This is a genomic window from Mesorhizobium loti CJ3sym (genome assembly GCF_000472785.1).
Lineage (GTDB): Bacteria > Pseudomonadota > Alphaproteobacteria > Rhizobiales > Rhizobiaceae > Mesorhizobium > Mesorhizobium loti_E.
Genome location: NZ_AXAL01000001.1, coordinates 776,612 through 790,220, shown reverse-complemented (window position 1 = coordinate 790,220; position 13,609 = coordinate 776,612). Strand labels below are relative to the sequence as shown.

Annotated in this window: 16 protein-coding genes; 11 read left to right on the top strand and 5 right to left on the bottom strand. The window is 62.8% G+C overall.

Going from position 1 to position 13,609, the window contains the following annotated elements; genetic code table 11:
- Positions 1–97 precede the first annotated feature (97 nt).
- Positions 98–859, top strand: a complete 762-nt coding sequence (locus A3A9_RS0104290) for an SOS response-associated peptidase (RefSeq protein WP_027057664.1) — start codon at positions 98–100, stop codon at positions 857–859.
- Positions 860–986: 127 nt separating this feature from the next.
- Here A3A9_RS0104290 and A3A9_RS45105 read toward each other — a convergent pair whose 3' ends face one another.
- On the bottom strand, positions 987–1,142 hold the full coding sequence (locus A3A9_RS45105; RefSeq protein ID WP_082221857.1) for a hypothetical protein: 156 nt from the start codon (positions 1,140–1,142) through the stop codon (positions 987–989).
- A 109-nt stretch (positions 1,143–1,251) separates the two neighbouring features.
- Entirely contained in the window at positions 1,252–1,392 is a 141-nt protein-coding gene (locus tag A3A9_RS45100) for a hypothetical protein (protein WP_202596346.1), read from the bottom strand.
- Positions 1,393–1,554: 162 nt separating this feature from the next.
- Here A3A9_RS45100 and cysS point away from each other — a divergent pair, with 162 nt between their 5' ends.
- The 8 genes from cysS to rarD all read left to right on the top strand — a co-directional run bounded on the left by cysS (position 1,555) and on the right by rarD (position 8,581).
- A complete protein-coding gene (gene cysS, locus A3A9_RS0104275; RefSeq protein WP_027057663.1) occupies positions 1,555–2,988 on the top strand; it encodes a cysteine--tRNA ligase in 1,434 nt (477 codons plus the stop codon).
- A gap of 178 nt (positions 2,989–3,166) precedes the next feature.
- Positions 3,167–3,574: an endonuclease domain-containing protein gene (locus A3A9_RS0104270; RefSeq protein WP_027057662.1), complete on the top strand. Its 408-nt coding sequence runs from the start codon at positions 3,167–3,169 to the stop codon at positions 3,572–3,574.
- Positions 3,571–3,957 carry a VOC family protein gene (locus tag A3A9_RS0104265; RefSeq protein ID WP_027034444.1) on the top strand — a complete coding sequence of 129 codons (387 nt, stop codon included), beginning with the start codon at positions 3,571–3,573 and terminating at the stop codon, positions 3,955–3,957. Before A3A9_RS0104270 ends, A3A9_RS0104265 begins: the two co-directional genes overlap by 4 nt.
- Before the next feature lie 21 nt (positions 3,958–3,978).
- Positions 3,979–4,470, top strand: coding sequence for a GFA family protein (locus A3A9_RS0104260; protein WP_027057661.1), 492 nt, complete (start codon positions 3,979–3,981; stop codon positions 4,468–4,470).
- Positions 4,467–4,943, top strand: a complete 477-nt coding sequence (locus A3A9_RS0104255) for a GFA family protein (RefSeq protein WP_027057660.1) — start codon at positions 4,467–4,469, stop codon at positions 4,941–4,943. Before A3A9_RS0104260 ends, A3A9_RS0104255 begins: the two co-directional genes overlap by 4 nt.
- On the top strand, positions 4,940–5,899 hold the full coding sequence (gene pip / locus A3A9_RS0104250) for a prolyl aminopeptidase (RefSeq protein WP_027057659.1): 960 nt from the start codon (positions 4,940–4,942) through the stop codon (positions 5,897–5,899). The genes A3A9_RS0104255 and pip overlap by 4 nt, the downstream gene beginning before the upstream one ends.
- 46 nt (positions 5,900–5,945) lie before the next feature.
- Complete coding sequence (gene cimA / locus A3A9_RS0104245) at positions 5,946–7,562, top strand: citramalate synthase (protein WP_027057658.1); 1,617 nt, start codon at positions 5,946–5,948, stop codon at positions 7,560–7,562.
- An 83-nt stretch (positions 7,563–7,645) separates the two neighbouring features.
- A complete protein-coding gene (rarD, locus tag A3A9_RS0104240; RefSeq protein WP_027057657.1) occupies positions 7,646–8,581 on the top strand; it encodes an EamA family transporter RarD in 936 nt (311 codons plus the stop codon).
- Here the strand turns inward: rarD and A3A9_RS0104235 are convergent.
- Both A3A9_RS0104235 and A3A9_RS0104230 read right to left on the bottom strand, forming a co-directional pair.
- Positions 8,556–9,554, bottom strand: coding sequence for a transporter (locus tag A3A9_RS0104235; RefSeq protein ID WP_027057656.1), 999 nt, complete (start codon positions 9,552–9,554; stop codon positions 8,556–8,558). The two genes, rarD and A3A9_RS0104235, sit on opposite strands and share 26 nt — an antisense overlap.
- A 174-nt stretch (positions 9,555–9,728) precedes the next feature.
- Positions 9,729–10,019, bottom strand: a complete 291-nt coding sequence (locus A3A9_RS0104230; protein ID WP_027057655.1) for a muconolactone Delta-isomerase family protein — start codon at positions 10,017–10,019, stop codon at positions 9,729–9,731.
- 111 nt (positions 10,020–10,130) lie between these two features.
- On the opposite strand from A3A9_RS0104230, the gene A3A9_RS0104225 reads away from it, so the two are divergent.
- Positions 10,131–11,015, top strand: coding sequence for a LysR substrate-binding domain-containing protein (locus tag A3A9_RS0104225; RefSeq protein WP_027057654.1), 885 nt, complete (start codon positions 10,131–10,133; stop codon positions 11,013–11,015).
- A 102-nt stretch (positions 11,016–11,117) separates the two neighbouring features.
- Here the strand turns inward: A3A9_RS0104225 and A3A9_RS0104220 are convergent, their stop codons facing one another.
- Positions 11,118–11,729 carry a TIGR00730 family Rossman fold protein gene (locus A3A9_RS0104220; RefSeq protein ID WP_027057653.1) on the bottom strand — a complete coding sequence of 204 codons (612 nt, stop codon included), beginning with the start codon at positions 11,727–11,729 and terminating at the stop codon, positions 11,118–11,120.
- Positions 11,730–11,886: 157 nt separating this feature from the next.
- On the opposite strand from A3A9_RS0104220, the gene A3A9_RS0104215 reads away from it, so the two are divergent.
- Positions 11,887–13,590 (top strand): LysM peptidoglycan-binding domain-containing protein, encoded by a 1,704-nt coding sequence (locus tag A3A9_RS0104215; protein WP_027057652.1) that lies wholly within the window; start codon positions 11,887–11,889, stop codon positions 13,588–13,590.
- The last annotated feature ends 19 nt before the right edge of the window (positions 13,591–13,609 follow it).

Genomic DNA, 13,609 nt, shown 5'->3' with positions numbered 1-13,609 from the left:
TATTGTGGACCACGCAGCATGGTGAAGCTTTAGCGGTTGCGCAACGCCAGTTCGATCGCCACTTTCAACCCGAATTGTTCGAAGGGCACAATCGATCATGTGCGGACGCTTTGCCTTGACCGCCACGCCGGATCAGACGGCCGCCTTGCTGGGGTTGGCCGAGCTGGAGGATTTCCCGGCACGCTACAACATTGCGCCGACGCAGCCGGTGTTGATGGTGACCGCCGGCGTTCCGCGGGCGCCGGGTTCCAATTTGCCGGACCGGCAGCCGATGCTGGTGCGCTGGGGGCTCATTCCCGCCTGGGTCAAGGATACCAGGGAATTTCCGCTGCTGTTCAATGCGCGTTCGGAAGGTGCGATCGAAAAGGCCTCGTTCAAGGCTGCCATGCGCCATCGCCGTGCGTTGGTGCCGGCGTCAGGTTTCTATGAATGGCGGCAGACAGGGGGCAAGAAGGGGCAACCCTATTGGATCCGACCCAGGCATGGCGGGTTGGTCGCCTTTGCCGGCCTGATCGAGACCTATGCCGAGCCGGGCGGCTCGGAAATGGACACCGGCGCGATCCTGACGGTCAACGCCAATGCCGACATCGCCTATATCCATGGCCGGATGCCGGTGGTGATCAATCCCAGGGATTTCGCCCGCTGGCTGGATTGCCGTACGCTCGAGCCGCGCGATGTCGCCGACCTGCTGCGGCCGGCACAACGCGATTTCTTCGTGGCTATCCCCGTGTCCGACCTCGTCAACAAGGTCGCCAACACTGGACCGGAGATTCAAGAAAAGGGCGAGATCGGGCCGGAGCCCGAGAAGGTCAAGCGCCAGAAGCCCGGCGCGGACGACAGTCAGATGACTTTGTTTTAGGGCATGATCCCGAAAAGTGGCCCCGGTTTTCGGGAAAGATCATGCTCAGCAAAAGACTGAAGCTGTTATCTGGAGGCGTGGATGAGCGCCTCATGCCCGGCGCCGTTGGCGCCGGTCGCGCATCGCTTCAGGCAGCGCGGGGCGATACGATCTTGGGTGCCGGCTTCTTCTTCTTCGCGGTGTGAAGAAGGGCAGCGACGATCGCGGCGGGGCCGATTGCGCGATAGTGGTTGGCCAGCGCCGGTTGCTTGGCGCGGTTGGCTTCCTGCTTGCTTCGAGACATATTCTCTTCCCTGGTAACGTTTTCGTGTTTGCGTTTGATGGCTGATTCCGACCAAATCGTGACGCTTGGTGATCTAGCCGGCGAATGTTTCATGACTGTGCCGACATGTTTAATAAAATGTTTCACTGACTGATTCCGTGTGATCGAGCGACGGGTTTGCCAGTCTCGGCGATGTTTTTCCTGGGATCAGCGGCTTGACGGCAACACTGGCCAAGGCGATAAAGCCGCCCATGAAAACGTCTTTCGCCATTTGTGGCATTTGCATTATTGGCTAGCCTCGCGCTGGACCGGACGTTTTCGCCTCATCTTTCCCCAGATTGGACAAACGCCCCGGCCAGCAGGCTGGAGTCCGGATGCGCCTCGGCGCGGCTTGGCTCCATCCAGATAGAGTTCTGAACCGGGAAAGCATGGAATGTTCGACGCATCGCAAGGCCTGCGCCTCTACAACACGCTGACGCGCACGAAAGAGGATTTCGTTCCCATCGATGCGCAGAATGTCCGCATGTATGTCTGCGGCCCGACCGTCTACGACTTCGCCCATATCGGCAACGCCAGGCCGGTGATCGTCTTCGACGTGCTGTTTCGCCTGCTGCGTCATCTCTATGGGCAGACGCATGTTACCTATGTGCGCAACATCACCGACGTCGACGACAAGATCAACGCGCGCGCCCTGCGTGATTTCGGTGGCGAGATCGCTTCGGGGACGCTTTCGCTCAACGAAGCGATCCGGCGGGTGACCGAAAAGACCGCCGACCAGTTCCACAGGGATGTCGCCACGCTCGGTTGTCTGGAGCCGACGGTCGAACCGCGCGCCACGGAATTCGTCGAGCCCCGCGCCGACGGCAAGGCCGACATGATCACCTTGATTCGAAGCCTGATCGAACGCGGCCATGCCTATGTCGCGGCAGGGGAAGTGCTGTTCGACACGGTATCCATGCCGGACTATGGGCAATTGTCGAAGCGCAATCTCGACGAGCAGCAGGCCGGCGCCCGCATCGCCGTCGACGCCCACAAGAAAAACCCCGGCGACTTCGTGCTGTGGAAACTGTCGTCGCCGGAAGAGCCCGGCTGGAATTCGCCGTGGGGCAGGGGCCGGCCGGGCTGGCACATCGAGTGCTCGGCGATGTCGGCCGCCTATCTCGGCGAGGTGTTCGACATCCATGGCGGCGGTCTGGACCTGATCTTCCCGCATCATGAGAACGAGATCGCCCAGTCGCGCTGCGCCCACGGCACATCAGTCATGGCCAATGTCTGGATGCACAATGGCTTCCTGCAGGTCGAAGGGCAGAAGATGTCGAAGAGCCTCGGCAATTTCTATTCGATCCACGAGCTGCTGGAGACCGAGACCTTTGGCGGCCGCCGGTGGCCGGGCGATGTGCTGCGGCTGGCGATGCTGATGACGCACTACCGCGAGCCGATCGACTTCTCCGTGCGCAAGCTGGAAGAGGCGGAGAACATGCTGCGCAAATGGAAACGTGCGGCGGACCTGGCGCCGGTGGCCGGGCAACTGCCGGCGGAGGTCATCGATGTGCTGTCGGACGACCTCGCCACCTACGCTGCCTTCCAGGTTTTGACGCAGTTGGCGGGCGAGGCAGAAGAAGGCAACGAAGCTGCTGCTGCACTAAAGGCATCGCTCCTGTTCCTTGGCTTCGATGTCGCCTCGGCGGAGGTCGATGAGGACAAGGTCGCCAAGGCAATCGCCAATCGTCTCGCGCTCATCGCTGCCAAGAACTGGGCCGAAGCCGACCGCGTCCGCGACGACCTTTTGGCGCATGGTGTCCAGTTGAAGGACGGCAAGGATCCGGCCACCGGCGAGCGTGTGACGACGTGGGAGGTGAAGCGGTGAGGGTGGTGCCAGGCGCCCCCCTCTGCCCTGCCGGGCATCTCTCCCTCAAGGGGGGAGATTGCACGTCGGTTCTGCTTTCGCCAATCGCAAATGTATATGATTGGAGGCCGTCGCTGGGGCTGCCGATCTCCCCACTAGAGGGGGAGATGTCCGGCAGGACAGAGGGGGGCGCCTCGCGATGACCCATCATCGCGTATCTCCCGTCAATCGCGGCAATACGCGCAAGATGCGCAGGGCTATGACTGACGCCGAGCTGAAGCTTTGGAATGAGATACGCGCACACCGACTTATGGGGCTGGCATTTCGACGTCAAATGCCGATCGCGGGCTATATCGTCGATTTTGCTTGCCCCAACAGGAAGTTGATCGTCGAGCTCGATGGCTCCCAGCACGCTTCTCATGAGGTTTCGTCGTCTGATGCCGCGCGGACTGCGAGGCTCGAAACTCTGGGCTGGACCATCCTGCGCTTCTGGAACGACGAAGTCATTCGCGATATCGACAATGTCTGCCAGCACATCGCGATCGAGGCCGGCTTGGCTGGTGCCGAAGTGCCAGCACACGAACCAGCAAGGGAGGCATTTTCATGATCGACCATCTCGGCATCGACGTTGCCGATTTCGACGCTTCGAAGGCTTTCTACGACAAGGCGATGGCGCCGCTTGGCGCCTCGCTGCTCTATATGGTGCCGCTGGAATACACCGGCGGCGCCAAGGTTGGCGGCTACGGCCGCGATCGGCCGGTGTTCTGGCTGCAGGAAGGCAAGGATGGCCAGAAGGCCCATCAGCATGTCGCCTTCACCGCGCGCAGCCGTGCCGAAGTCGAAGCCTTCCATGCCGCCGCTCTTGCCGCCGGCGGCAAGGACAATGGCGGACCGGGTCTGCGCCCGCACTATCATGCGAATTACTATGGTGCCTTCGTCTTCGATCCCGACGGCAACAATGTCGAGGCCGTCTGCCATGCGCCGGAGTGAACCCAGGATTTGGAGGAAGGCATGAGCCTCGACAACCGGCCGATCTACACGGGCGGCTGCCAATGCGGTGCGGTCCGTTTCCGCGTCGAGGGCGCGCTTGGCGACGCATCGGTCTGCCATTGCCGCATGTGCCAGAAGGCATTCGGCTCGTTCTACGCGCCGCTGGTGTCGGTGCGCGGCGCCAAGCTCGACTGGACGCGCGGCGAGCCGAAATATTTCCGTTCATCCAGCCATGTCGATCGTGGTTTTTGTGCCAATTGCGGCACGCCGCTGACCTTCACCGCGCCGGATGGTATTGGGCTCGCAATCGGTGCTTTCGACAATCCTGGGGAAATCGTGCCGTCGATGCAGTGGGGCACCGAGGCAAAACTGCCCTATGTCGACATCATTCCGGACCTGCCGGGCGAGGACACGATGGCCGACATGTCGTCGGCTCCATACCTTGCCGATCTCGTCTCCTACCAGCATCCCGACCACGATACCGAACAATGGCCGTCGGAGAAAAAAACATGACCGAAACTGTTCGAACCGGCGGCTGCCAGTGCGGCGCCGTGCGCTTCCGCATCAAGGGCGCGCTCGGGCGCCCGTCCATCTGCCATTGCCGCATGTGCCAAAAACAGTTCGGTTCGTTTTTCGGAGCGCTGGTGACGGTGCCCAAGGATGGTGTCGAATGGACCCATGAGGAACCGAGCTATTTCCAGTCATCGGTCAACATCGATCGCGGCTTCTGCGCCCGTTGCGGCACGCCGTTGACCTACCGCCAGCCCGGCGGGCTCGAAATCGCCATCGGCGCCTTCGACGACCGCTCCGATCTGGCGCCGCAAATCCAGGTCAACTATGCCGCGCGGCTGCCCTGGGTGGAGACGATCTTTGATCAGCCCATCCATCAGGATCCTGACTTCTACACCAGGCAGGAGCAGATCATCTCCTTCCAGCATCCAGATCACGAAACGGCCGACTGGCCGACCAAAGGTTTGCAGCTATGAGCAGTCAATTGCGTACCCTCTATCCCGAAATCGAGCCCTTTGATTCCGGGATGCTCGACGTCGGCGATGGCCATCAGATCTACTGGGAACGGTCCGGCACCAAGGGCGCGAAGCCCGCGGTGTTTCTGCATGGCGGACCGGGCGGCGGCTTTTCGCCAAAACACCGGCGGCTGTTCGATCCAAAGCTTTATGACGTCATCCTGTTCGATCAGCGCGGCTGCGGAAAATCGACGCCGAACGCCTCGCTGGAAGCCAACACGACCTGGCATCTCGTTGCCGATATCGAACGTTTGCGCGAGATGGCCGGCTTCGACAAATGGCTGGTGTTCGGTGGCTCCTGGGGCTCGACGCTGGCGCTCGCCTATGCCGAGACGCATCCTGATCGGGTCAGCGAACTTGTGGTGCGCGGCATCTACACGCTGACCCGTGCGGAACTCGAATGGTACTATCAGTTCGGCGTGTCCGAGATGTTCCCCGACAAGTGGGAGCGTTTCCTCGCCCCGATTCCGGTAGCCGAGCGCGGTGATATGATGGCCGCTTACCGGAAGCGTTTGGTTGGTTCGGATCGTAAGGCGCAGCTGGAAGCGGCCCGCGCCTGGAGCCTGTGGGAAGGCGAAACCATCACACTGCTGCCGGAGCCGGAAACCAGCGGCAAGTTTGGCGAGGACGACTTTGCCATCGCCTTTGCCCGTATCGAAAACCACTATTTCGTCCATGCCGGCTGGCTGGAAGAGGGACAGTTGCTGCGCGATGCGCACAAGCTCGGCGATATCCCCGGCACCATCGTCCACGGCCGTTACGACATGCCGTGTCCGGCGCACTATGCCTGGGCATTGCACAAGGCCTGGCCGAAGGCCGATTTTCATCTGATTGAAGGTGCCGGCCATGCCTATTCGGAGCCGGGCATTCTCGATCAGTTGATCCGGGCAACGGACAAGTTCGCGGGCAAGAAATGACATGGGCCTCCGGGCCAGAGGAGGGTGCGCAGGCACCCGCGCAGACATGACAAAGCAACGCCTCTATCTCTTCGACACGACACTTCGCGATGGCCAGCAGACGCCGGGCATCGATTTTTCCGTCGAGGACAAGATCGCGATTGCAAAACTGCTCGACGCATTCGGCATGGATTATGTCGAGGGCGGCTATCCCGGCGCAAATCCGACAGACACGGCGTTCTTTCAGCAGAAACGCACGGCACGGGCCAAATTCGTCGCCTTCGGCATGACCAAGCGGGCAGGGGTGTCGGCGTCCAACGATCCAGGCCTTGCCGCCCTCGTGCAATCGAAGTCTGACGTCATCTGCTTCGTCGCCAAGAGCTGGGACTACCATGTCCGCGTCGCGCTCGGCTGCACCAACGAGGAGAACCTCGGCTCGATCAAGGCGTCGGTCGAAGCGGCTGTCGCTTCGGGCAAGGAGGCGATGGTCGATTGCGAGCATTTCTTCGACGGCTTCAAGGCCAATCCCGACTATGCGCTGGCCTGCGCCAAGACCGCTTATGACGCCGGCGCGCGCTGGGTGGTGCTGTGCGACACCAATGGCGGCACGCAGCCTTCGGAAGTCCGCGTCATCGTCGACAAGGTCATCGCCTCAGGCATACCGGGAGATCATCTGGGCATCCACGCCCATGACGATACCGGCCAGGCTGTCGCGAATTCCTTGGCCGCCGTCGAGGCCGGCGTGCGCCAGATCCAGGGCACGCTGAACGGCATCGGCGAGCGCTGCGGCAACGCCAATCTGATCTCGATCATCCCGACGCTGGCGCTGAAGCCGGCTTTCGCCGATCGTTTTGAAACGGGCATTTCGGCCGAGGCGCTGACCGGCATTTCGCGCCTGTCCCGCGCTTTCGACGAATTGCTGAACCGTGCCCCTGAAGCACAGGCGCCTTATGTTGGTGCCTCGGCCTTCGCCACCAAGGCCGGCATCCATGCCTCCGCGCTGGCCAAGGAACCGGCGACTTATGAGCACGTGCCGCCGGAAACGGTCGGCAACCGTCGCCGCGTCATGGTCTCCGACCAGGGCGGCAAGGCCAATTTCCTTGCCGAGCTGAAGCGGCGCGGTATCGACGTGCCCAGGGACGATCACCGGCTTGACGCGTTGATTGCGGTCGTCAAGGAGCGCGAGGCGGAGGGCTATGCCTATGAGGGCGCCGATGCCTCCTTTGAGCTCTTGGCGCGCAAGATGCTGCATGGCCTGCCCGAATTCTTCAACGTCACCTCCTTTCGCTGCATGGTCGAGCGCCGCTTCGACGCCAACGGCCAGCTGAAGACGGTGTCCGAAGCGATCGTGAAAGTGCTGGTCGATGGCGAGGAGAAGATGTCGGTCGCCGAAGGCCATGGCCCGGTCAACGCGCTTGACATCGCGCTGCGCAAGGATCTCGGCAAATACCAAAGCGAGATCGTCGATCTCGAGCTCGCCGACTTCAAGGTGCGTATCCTCAATGGCGGCACCGAGGCGATCACCCGCGTCCTGATCGAATCGCATGACGGCACAGGCGCGCGCTGGTGGACCGTTGGGGTGTCCGAGAACATCATCGACGCTTCGTTCCAGGCGTTGATGGATTCGATTGTCTACAAGCTAATGAAGAACCGCGAGATGGCCGGGCTTGTTGCGGCCGAGTAAGGTTGAACCATCAGCGAAAGTCCATTGATCCATCAGAACTTTGCGATGGTCTTGCCAAGACTACTGGGCCATAGCGTTGGCCCATGGCCACTGAAGCAATTACGCTCGACGCAGATTCACAAGCCCGCCGTGGCTTCCTGCTGGCGCTGGGTGCCTATTTCTTGTGGGGATTGCTGCCCTTCTACATGAAGGCCGTGGCTCATTTGCCGCTTGCCGAGGTGATTGCTCACCGCATCGTCTGGTCCGTGCCGATCGCGGCAGTGGTTCTGGTCTGGGCCGGCCGCACAGCGGATTTCAAGGCCGCAATTCGCTCGCCCCGCACCATCGCCATGGCCGCGCTGACGGCCGCGCTCATCTCGGTTAACTGGGGCATCTACGTCTGGGCGATCGCCGTCGACCGCACCGTCGAGACCGCGCTCGGCTATTACATCAACCCGCTGGTGGTCGTTGTGGTCGGTGCGCTGTTGCTTGGCGAGCGGCTCAACCGTTTGCAGATCGCGGCGGTGGTGTTGGCGGCGGTGGCGGTGACTGTGCTGACCATCGAGGGCGGCAAGCTGCCCTGGGTTTCGCTGGCGCTGGCCTTTTCGTTCGCCGCCTATGGCTTCTTCCGCAAGACGCTGCCCATCGGCCCAAGCCAGGGCTTCCTTGTGGAAGTCTTGCTGCTATCGGTGCCGGCGCTCGGTTACATCGTCTACCTGATCGCGACCGGACAGGACCACATCGTGTCAAGCAGCGGCACCGATACGGCGCTGCTGATTGGCTGCGGTCCAATCACATCGATACCGCTTCTGCTCTTTGCCTTCGGCGCCAAGCTTTTGCGCCTCTCCACCATCGGCATCATGCAATACATCGCGCCGACCATGGTGTTCCTCATCGCCGTGCTGGTGTTTGATGAGCCGTTCGGCACCACGCAGGCCGTCGCCTTTGCCCTCATCTGGGCGGCGCTCGCGATCTATTCCTGGTCGATGCTGGTCACAGCCCGCCGGGCCGCCGCTACAACCCGCGGCCGAGCCGCCTGACGAACAGGTAGGTGGCCAGAGCGATAACCACCGACACCGCCGTCACCACCCAGAAGCCCGCTGGTGTGTCGACCAGCGGCAGTCCGCCGACATTCATGCCGAACAGGCCGGAGATAATGGTCATCGGCAGCAGCACCGCTGTCATCACCGAGAGAACATAGAGCAACTGGTTCGACTGCATCGTCAGCTTGGCCATCAGCTCGTCCTGCAAAAGCCTCGTGCGCGCCTGCAGCTGCTCGCCATCATGGTAGAGCGTCTGCGCCCGGTGCGAGAGCCGGGCCGCCATGTCGTTGATCGGGTCAGGCAATTCGTCGCGATGCGAATGGTCGAGATGCCGGAACAGGTTGGTGATCGTCGCCATCTGCCGGTGGATCACCACCAGCTGCCGGCGCGCCTCGACCAGCGCTTGCCGCTCATTGTGCCATGCATCGCGCACGACGCGGTCCTCGATGCCGTCGAGCGTGTCGCCGAGTTTGCCGAGTTCGGTCGCCATGCCGTCAAGCGACTGGCCCATGACCGCCTCGATCAGGTCCGACGGCGAGCGGAATTTCCGTGACCCGTTTTCCACCACCTTGCGGACGGCGTCGACCGATTCCAGCGGCTGCTTGCGGGCGCCGATCAGCATCGTGTCGTTGAAGGCGAAGCGGAAATGGACGAGCCCGCGCGCTTCCGAAAAGTCGTGCTTGAGATCAGGCAGATCGCCATAGAGCCAGCCGTCCTCATAGTCGATGTGGCAGCCACGGCTGGGGGCGAGGAATGCATCGCGCGCCGGCGCCGGCAGAGCCTGCTCGGCAGCGATTTCCTGGCGGGCGTGGAGATCGGTGATCTGGTAGCTGCGCCAGGTCCAATGCGCCTGCGCGGGGTCCTTGGTGCGGGAGCCGTCGGCGGTGAAATGGTAGATGAAGAACAGCCCGTGTTCATCGGGCAAATAGGGCGAAAGGTCGGTACCTTCGGCGGGGAGGGCGATATTCATTGTCGCTTCTCCAGATGGTCCAAGCAACGAACCGCGCCAGCGGCTCAACTGCCAGGTTTTAGCATGCGAGAAGCCGGTTTCGTGTGACAGTTTCTTGACGGTCGATCACACTGTGTCGACCAGTACGAGTGGTGACGGCGCGCCTGCGCCGTCACCGCTCGCGATTGAGGCAATTCAGCGCTTCGGCCCAAAGCCCGGATAGGGGTTGAGCGGCACGATCGCGGCGATGTCCATCATGCCGGCCTTGATCAGCGGCAAAGTGGCGAGATGGCCGCGCACTTCGGCGTCGTCGGCCGCCTCCAACATCATGCCGCTGCCCGGAATGTCGCCGCGGTTCCAGACCTGGCGCACAGCGCCTTCGGCATAGAGCGTGCGCCGCTGCTCGGCCTCGCCAGGCAGGAGCGGTGCGAAGTCAGCATCGCTGAACTTTGCGGTGTTGCGGGTAAGAAGGGCAAAGAACTGCATGTCGGTCTCCTCTGGGTTGGGATGGCCGATTATTGCTTTTGGCTGGTCAGACTGTCCAAGACTGATTAGGCTAAAGTTGAGACCTATCAGGGCTTAGAGCTTCGGAGAAAAATGTTCGACCTGCGCCAGATCAGATATTTCGTCACCGTCGCCGAAACCGGCAATGTCGGCCGCGCCGCCGAAATCCTGCATATCTCGCAATCGCCGCTCAGCCGGCAGATCATGCAGCTTGAGGAGCAACTGGGTGTCGCCCTGTTCGAACGGACCAAGCAACGGGTTCATCTCAATGCCGAGGGGCGCGCCTTCCTCAGCGAAGCCCGAGCGCTGCTCGCCAATGCGCGACGTGTGGAGGAGTTCGGTCGCAACCTGGCTAGCGGCGCGCTCGGCCGTCTCGCCATTGGCTATGTCGAAGGCGCCGTGCATGCCGGGCTGGTTGCGGACATGCTCAGGCAATTTCGCCGCGAGCGGCCCGATTTCCATCTTCAGCTCAGGAGCAGTCGCACGGCGGCGCAGTTCGAGGATTTGCGGCAGCGTGTGCTCGATCTCGGCTTCGTCTACGCTCCGGCCCCAGCCGACGATCCGGACATCGAAAGCATGTTGGTGCGGCGCGAGCCGCTGGTGCTGGCGATCCCCGAAGATGATCCGCTTGTCGAGATGTCAGACATCGGGCCGGGGCACCTCGATGGCCGCACCTGGATCACCGTGGTGCGCCAGCCTGACGACACCAATCGCGGCCAATTCCTTGCCGCTTGCGCCAAGGCCGGCTTTCTGCCCGACATCGCCTATGAAACAGCCGATCCGCTGACTTCGCTCGGCCTGGTCAGCGCCGGCCTTGGCCTGGCAACGGTGCAATCCAGCCTGCGTGCCGCCGCTCCGCCGCGGATCGTGTTTCGCGACCTGCCATGGTTCGACCGCACGGTTTCGATTCATCTGGCCTGGCGGCGGCAGGATCGGCGGGCGGTGATCGGGGATTTGCGGAGGGCAGTAGGGCAGTAGGGCAGTAGGGCGGTAGGGCGGTAGGGCAGTAGGGCAGTAGGGCAGTAGGGCAGTAGGGCAGTAGGGCAGTAGGGCAGTAGGGCAGTAGGCAAGCCCTATTCCCTACATTTTATCGATTACCGACTGCACGCCTTCGGTCGGCGCATCAACGGAAGCGCCTGCCACCATGATGGCCGGGACGATTGCTTCCGGATCGTTGATCACCAGTGGCTGAACGCGTTTTGCAGTGTGGATGAAGCCCTCTGCCGCCATGTGATCAAGCAACGACAGCATCGGGTCCCAGAATCCGTTGACATTGCCGAAGACGATCGGCTTGCGGTGATGACCGAGTTGGCCCCAGGTCATGATCTCGACGATCTCCTCGACTGTGCCGATGCCGCCAGGCAGCGCCACAAAGGCGTCGGATTTCTCGAACATCTTGTGTTTGCGCTCGTGCATGTTGTCGGTGATGAGGAGTTCATCGAGCCGGTCAAGCGCGGTTTCTGTTGCTTCCTTGTTGATCAGGAAGCGGGGAATGATGCCGGTGACCTTGCCGCCGGCCTTGAGTGTGCCTTCGGCGACGGCGCCCATGATGCCTTTGGTGCCGCCGCCATAGACCAGCCGCAGGCCTGCTTTGGCAATCGAGCGCCCAAGCAGATGTCCGGCCTTTACATAGATTTCATCGCGGCCCGGTGACGAGCCGCAATAGACGCAGACGGATCGAATCGTGTTCATGCAACTGATCGATAATGAGGTTAGCAGTTAAGGGTCGTGAACCAGATTTATGAGTTCACGACCGAGGTCAAGCCCAAGGGGTTAACAAGCCGGGCTTTTTCTTGTCGGCTTTGGCAAAACACGCTAGACCGGCATTAGGTGGCTAAGGGGTGGGAATATGGCAATTAATCCATTGAAGGGGTTTCTGTTCGCGGCGGGTGGGACCGTCGCGGTGGCAGGAGCCGCCTATGTATCGGGCGCACTCGACCCGTATCTTCATCCAACGCCGCCGGCGCAGATAGCGGCCTTGACGCCGCCCGAGGCGCCGAAACCGGCGGATCCCGGCACGGAAGGGCGATTGCCGGCGCCGGCAGTACCTGCCGCGCCCGCTACGGCTCCCCAGGCGACGGCCCCGGCCGCCCCGGCAACGACGGCTCCAGCGCCGGCTGCACCAGCAACCGAAGCCAAAGCACCGGCCGCACCCGCGACCGATGCGGCGGCACCGACCGCGCCCGCCACATCAGGCCCGATCGCGCCGACGTTCGATGTCGTGCGCGTCGAGGCCAACGGCTCCATCGTGGTTGCCGGCAATGCGGCACCCAATTCCAAGGTCGAGATCCTCAACGGCACCACCGTGCTGGGTTCGACAGTGGCGGGACCCGATGGTGCCTTTGTCATCGTGCTCGACGATCCGCTGAAGCCGGGCGACTATACAATTGCGCTGCGCGCGACCGCCGGCACGGTTGTGACCGCCTCCGCGCAGACCGCCGTGGTTTCGGTTCCCAAGGATGCCGCCGGCCAGGTGCTGGCCATGGTCGAGGAGCCGGGCAAGCCGGCCGAACTGCTCACGGTTCCGGCGCCTGAGACCAAACCAGCCGCTCCGGCCACTGGTGACCAGGCTGCCGCTCCGGCTGCCCCGGCGCCAGCCGCTCCGGCACCAGCGGCGCCGGCTGCAACGACACCAGCGCCAGCCGCCGTCGCGGCGGCGCCAGCCCCGACGGCACCGGCAACGCCGCCCGCCGCGGCGGTGGCCGAACCCAAGATCGTCGTCGAGGCGGTCGAGATCGATGGCAACAAGATCTTTGTCGCCGGCCTTGCCGATCCGGGCCGCAAGGTGCGTGCCTATGCCAATGACATCCTGCTCGGTGATGCGCAGACATCGCCGGACGGTCATTTCCTGGTCGAGGCGACGCGCGACATTCCGGTCGGCAGCTACACCATCCATGTTGACGGCCTCGATGCCGACGGCGTGAAGGTCGTAGCCCGCGCCGCCGTGCCGTTCGAGCGCGAGCCGGGCGAAGCGGTCGCCGCCGTGGCGCCCGCCGACAACAGACCTGCAGAGACGAAGCCTGCCGAAGCAAAACCGGCTGAAACGAAACCATCCGCACCTGCCGCTGCCGAGGCGCCTGCCGCTCCAGCGCCATCGGCGCCCGCTGTTGTCGCTGCTGCTCCGGCTGCGCCCGCGCCGGCTCCAGCCGCGCCGGCCACCGTGGTACCAGTGCCGGCTCCAGCCGTTGCCGCCGCTCCGGCCGAGACGGCACCAGCCGCACCAGCAGCTCCCGCCACCGAGGTTCCGGCCGTCGTGGCGGCCGCAACACCGCCAAGCGATGTGCCCGAGGTGGTGTCACCCAAGCTCGAACATTCCGACGGCGCAGTCATCATCCGCCGTCACGACACGCTGTGGCGGATTTCGCGGCGCGTCTATGGTCACGGCGTGCGCTATTCCACCATCTACCTGGCCAACCAGGACCAGATCAGCGACCCTGACCGCATCTGGCCAGGGCAAGTGTTCAAGGTCCCGGAAAAGTCGAAGGAAGGCGAAGCCGCCGACCTCAAGGCCATGGGCGAACAGGCGACGACCACGCCGACCAAGACGGAATAGCCAAGGCTATCGAACGGTC

What these genes read in the sequence shown, in the direction of transcription:
- A3A9_RS0104290 (WP_027057664.1), top strand. Translation starts at nt 98, where the DNA reads ATGTGCGGACGCTTTGCCTTGACCGCCACGCCGGATCAGACGGCCGCC.
- A3A9_RS45105 (WP_082221857.1), bottom strand. Translation starts at nt 1,142, where the DNA reads ATGTCTCGAAGCAAGCAGGAAGCCAACCGCGCCAAGCAACCGGCGCTG.
- A3A9_RS45100 (WP_202596346.1), bottom strand. Translation starts at nt 1,392, where the DNA reads ATGGCGAAAGACGTTTTCATGGGCGGCTTTATCGCCTTGGCCAGTGTT.
- cysS (WP_027057663.1), top strand. Translation starts at nt 1,555, where the DNA reads ATGTTCGACGCATCGCAAGGCCTGCGCCTCTACAACACGCTGACGCGC.
- A3A9_RS0104270 (WP_027057662.1), top strand. Translation starts at nt 3,167, where the DNA reads ATGACCCATCATCGCGTATCTCCCGTCAATCGCGGCAATACGCGCAAG.
- A3A9_RS0104265 (WP_027034444.1), top strand. Translation starts at nt 3,571, where the DNA reads ATGATCGACCATCTCGGCATCGACGTTGCCGATTTCGACGCTTCGAAG.
- A3A9_RS0104260 (WP_027057661.1), top strand. Translation starts at nt 3,979, where the DNA reads ATGAGCCTCGACAACCGGCCGATCTACACGGGCGGCTGCCAATGCGGT.
- A3A9_RS0104255 (WP_027057660.1), top strand. Translation starts at nt 4,467, where the DNA reads ATGACCGAAACTGTTCGAACCGGCGGCTGCCAGTGCGGCGCCGTGCGC.
- pip (WP_027057659.1), top strand. Translation starts at nt 4,940, where the DNA reads ATGAGCAGTCAATTGCGTACCCTCTATCCCGAAATCGAGCCCTTTGAT.
- cimA (WP_027057658.1), top strand. Translation starts at nt 5,946, where the DNA reads ATGACAAAGCAACGCCTCTATCTCTTCGACACGACACTTCGCGATGGC.
- rarD (WP_027057657.1), top strand. Translation starts at nt 7,646, where the DNA reads ATGGCCACTGAAGCAATTACGCTCGACGCAGATTCACAAGCCCGCCGT.
- A3A9_RS0104235 (WP_027057656.1), bottom strand. Translation starts at nt 9,554, where the DNA reads ATGAATATCGCCCTCCCCGCCGAAGGTACCGACCTTTCGCCCTATTTG.
- A3A9_RS0104230 (WP_027057655.1), bottom strand. Translation starts at nt 10,019, where the DNA reads ATGCAGTTCTTTGCCCTTCTTACCCGCAACACCGCAAAGTTCAGCGAT.
- A3A9_RS0104225 (WP_027057654.1), top strand. Translation starts at nt 10,131, where the DNA reads ATGTTCGACCTGCGCCAGATCAGATATTTCGTCACCGTCGCCGAAACC.
- A3A9_RS0104220 (WP_027057653.1), bottom strand. Translation starts at nt 11,729, where the DNA reads ATGAACACGATTCGATCCGTCTGCGTCTATTGCGGCTCGTCACCGGGC.
- A3A9_RS0104215 (WP_027057652.1), top strand. Translation starts at nt 11,887, where the DNA reads ATGGCAATTAATCCATTGAAGGGGTTTCTGTTCGCGGCGGGTGGGACC.